The organism is Paraburkholderia sp. RL18-101-BIB-B, from assembly GCF_046026985.1.
Taxonomy (GTDB): domain Bacteria; phylum Pseudomonadota; class Gammaproteobacteria; order Burkholderiales; family Burkholderiaceae; genus Paraburkholderia.
In genome coordinates this window covers 1-3,296 of record NZ_JARESV010000123.1, presented here as the reverse complement: position 1 = coordinate 3,296, position 3,296 = coordinate 1, and the positions used below count along the sequence as shown (strand labels likewise).

Annotated in this window: 4 protein-coding genes and 2 pseudogenes; 4 read left to right on the top strand and 2 right to left on the bottom strand. The window is 58.9% G+C overall.

Annotation, left to right across the window (positions count from 1 at the left end; translation table 11 throughout):
- A pseudogene (locus P0D73_RS46055) lies at window positions 1–200 on the bottom strand (hypothetical protein); the annotation flags it as partial.
- A 1-nt stretch (window position 201) separates the two neighbouring features.
- Between P0D73_RS46055 and P0D73_RS46050 the strand changes: the two are divergent.
- From P0D73_RS46050 to P0D73_RS46035, 4 genes and pseudogenes are all read left to right on the top strand, one after another.
- A pseudogene (locus tag P0D73_RS46050) lies at window positions 202–812 on the top strand (transporter substrate-binding domain-containing protein); the annotation flags it as partial.
- Window positions 813–1,299: 487 nt separating this feature from the next.
- Complete coding sequence (locus P0D73_RS46045) at window positions 1,300–1,671, top strand: DNA-binding protein (RefSeq protein ID WP_408320788.1); 372 nt, start codon at window positions 1,300–1,302, stop codon at window positions 1,669–1,671.
- Window positions 1,668–1,985, top strand: a complete 318-nt coding sequence (locus tag P0D73_RS46040; protein ID WP_408320790.1) for an RES domain-containing protein — start codon at window positions 1,668–1,670, stop codon at window positions 1,983–1,985. Before P0D73_RS46045 ends, P0D73_RS46040 begins: the two co-directional genes overlap by 4 nt.
- Window positions 1,986–2,029: 44 nt before the next feature.
- The gene (locus P0D73_RS46035; RefSeq protein ID WP_408320792.1) at window positions 2,030–2,194 is read left to right on the top strand and encodes an RES domain-containing protein; all 165 of its coding nucleotides are present in this window, start codon (window positions 2,030–2,032) and stop codon (window positions 2,192–2,194) included.
- Between the two features lie 75 nt (window positions 2,195–2,269).
- Here the strand turns inward: P0D73_RS46035 and P0D73_RS46030 are convergent, their stop codons facing one another.
- Complete coding sequence (locus tag P0D73_RS46030; RefSeq protein ID WP_408436343.1) at window positions 2,270–2,605, bottom strand: YbjQ family protein; 336 nt, start codon at window positions 2,603–2,605, stop codon at window positions 2,270–2,272.
- Window positions 2,606–3,296: the final 691 nt, after the last annotated feature.

The window sequence follows — 3,296 nt, the reverse complement described above, 5'->3', positions numbered from 1 at the left end:
CGCTGCTACGTGACTGCGCATGCGCCGCCTGTCCACGACCGTCGTCGCGCAGTGATTTTCCGACGATGACTTCGAACCAGCCGTCCTGCCGGCTGCTGTGTCCGGCCAGGCTGCTGTATCCGCCGTCGATCCCCACGGAGCGCACTGAAACGGTGCTGCGTAATAGCGCATCGGCCCGTGGTGAGATCTGGGGACCGCCGTTCAGTAGATCTTGCACGGGAATTCGCGAAGCGATTGGCAGTCGAGCTCGAGCTGGTCGTATTTGACTCTGCCGGAAAATCCGTCGAGGCCGTGAGCGACGAACGGACTGATATTGGTTTCTTTGCCATTGATCCACTGAGAGGGGCGAGCATTGCCTTCACCGCGCCATACGTCTTGATCGAGGGCTTCTATCTGGTCAGGGAGGAATCGACGATCCGGACGAACGAGGACGTCGACAACACAGCCAATCATGTTGTCGTTGGCAAGGGCAGCGCATACGATCTTTTTCTTTCGCGCGAACTCAAGCACGCGCAAATCGTTCGCGCGCCTACATCGCCCGCTGTGGTTCAGACCTTTATCGAACAGGGCTCGGAGGTGGCTGCCGGGGTCAAGCAACACTGGAGGCTGATGCCTCCAGGAACCACGGCCTTCGATTGCTGGGCGAACGGTTCATGGTGATTCAGCAGGCAATGGGCGCCCCGAAGAGCCGCGGCGACGCTGCCGCGGATATTCTCCGGCAGTTTGTTGAAGACATGAAAGCAACCGGGTTTGTGGCTGCTTCTCTGACAACCCATGGCATTGTCGGCGCGTCAGTCGCACCGGTTGCGTGATCCCGTAAGTCGAACGCGGGGACGGTCCGCACCTGCGGCAATCGAGGTTTGACAGCGGCGGCCGCGTCGGATGCTCCCGGATCGTTCAGCCTTCGGGAGTCCGTTACCTGATCTAGGCAGCCGTTCGAATGTCCGCTGGCAAGCGCCGCCCAATGTCCGTAGATGGCCGACCGGCCGGCGCCGGCCCTGCAACCACGGACCCATCGCACGGTTGACGGTTCGTTCTCCCCGCTCCCCTTTGTTCACCGCTGATCGGCCTTCGGCCGCCGCGATGCCCAAGCGCGGCTCCTCGACCTCGAGGCTGGTCGGCGGGTCGCGGGCCAGTTCAGAGTTAAAGTGACCAAAGTTCAGAGTTGGGACAATTTCGACATTTGCAACGTCAGTGCCGCAAGTTCCGAGCCGAACTCCGGCGCGCATTGTGGAGCGTTGAGCTATGCGCAAACTGTGCGTATAATGTGCTTGTACAGTTCGCTACTTGGAGCGCCCCATGCGCGCCATTGCCTTTGCCGACGTGCTTGAGTCCGCACGGGAAGCGGGAACGTCCCGTCTATCCGCCGCCAACCTCGCCAACGTTTTGGGCTTGCAGCAGCAAGACCTGGCAACCTTGGCGGGTGTTCATCGCAACACGCTGCGCACCCATCCTGAGTCGCCGAAACTCCAGTCCACCTTGCGCGACCTCATGCGCGTGCTGTCGGCAGCTGTGGCGGTACAGCCGGACTTCGAGCGAGCGCTGTTTCTCGTCAAGAACCAGCCAATCCCCACGTGTCGCCATAAGACTATCCTGCAACTGCTCCAGGACGGGCGGACTGAGGATGCGATCGACTATCTGGAGTCGATCAGTGCAGGATTTGTTGGATGATCCTGACGCACTTGCCGGCGGGCACTGTGCTTTGCCGCGCACATACACCCCGCTGGGCCAGCCGGCCGGCCAGTGGAGCGGGCGCCGCAGCGAAGGGCGGGCGCTTCAACCGTGAAGGTGTCGAGGCACTGTATTTGTCGCTGGAAGAACTGACGGCGCTGCGCGAGTACCAGCAGACCTCGCCCTTCCTGCCACCCTGCACGGTCTGCTCCTACACCGTCGCGCTGCGTGATCTGGTCGACCTGCGGCAACTCCACCGCAGCCTCTTTGGGACGACCTTTGGCACGACTGGCGCGAGGATTAGCGGCACCTGAAATTCGAGCTGCACATCGAGCCCCCAACCTGGGTTCTCAGCGACATGGTTCGGGAGCAGGGCTTTACCGGCATTGTGTTTCCCAGCCAGACCCACGAGAGCGGTACAAACGTCGTGGTGTTTACTGACCGCCTCGGAGATGGCAATTCGATCGAGGTCAACGACCCACATGGCCAACTTCCGCGGGACCAGGCAAGTTGGCCGCGCTGAAGACCTCTCTGAGGCTCATGCCGCTGGCAAGTTAGCAACGTGGCTGTGCCGTCGGATTCGTTCAGCACACACTTTTTAGTGTAGCGACGTCGCGTGGACGGCCGTCCCGTAACACAGTACTTCTGTGATTCCTCTTGCTATTTCTGTTGCGTCGTAGCGCATTCCGATGATGCCGTTCGCTCCTAGCCCTTCAGCTTGGGCAAGCATGCGTTCGTATGCATCTTGTCGCGCTCGCTCACATAGCGACGTATACAGTGAAATGTTTCCACCGAATATTGTCTGGAGGGATGCTCCGAGCGCCCCGACTATGGATCGCGATCGAACGATGATGCCCCGAGCTACTCCAAACGATCGCTCTATCCTGTAACCCGGAAGTTCGAACGCCGTCGTAACCATATTTCGTTCCATCATCGTAGTCTCCGATCGAACTGAGATAACTCACCAGGCGGAAAATCAGGGCGTAGGCGACGAACGGATTGGGCACCCTTGAATATTCGCAGCCTCTAGTCGCCCAGTTATTTCACTCCAATCGATTCTAGAGGTCCGGGCGCCCCGGTCGCCATTTTTCACTAGTGAACATCCCCCAACCGTGCTGCGCCACCCCGCCGCGCTACTTCGGCAGGATGATCTTCGGCAGTGTCGTCCGCTTGCTTGGCCTCGGCCTTCTTTGGAACGTCGCCGCCCTCCTCCGGGCAATGTCGGCAAATGAAGGGGTCGATAGCCCCAACTAACGGGGGCCCTTCGTTTTCAGACAATTTCACAATGGCAAAAACGAAAGCAATTTAACGCTTCTTTCTAGAAGATTTCTCACTGAGCAAAGCTGTGTTCCCGATTACAGTGAACTTTTATTTCACGGTGTTAAAGCTTCATTACGTTTAATGGGCGCATCGGCGCGGTGATGACTCGGCATTAGCAGGATTGTGTTTAATGCGTATTAGCTGGCACTCGACCATGGGAATGGTTCTCCGGGGCGAGTTGAACCCCAAGCCTGCGCCTCGCCACGAGAAGACGGCTATCAAGTCGGGAATGACGACAGGACCTGACACTGTCTGTCGAGTGAAGTGCTGCTGTCTACACATCAGTTGAACCCAGACAAACCCAC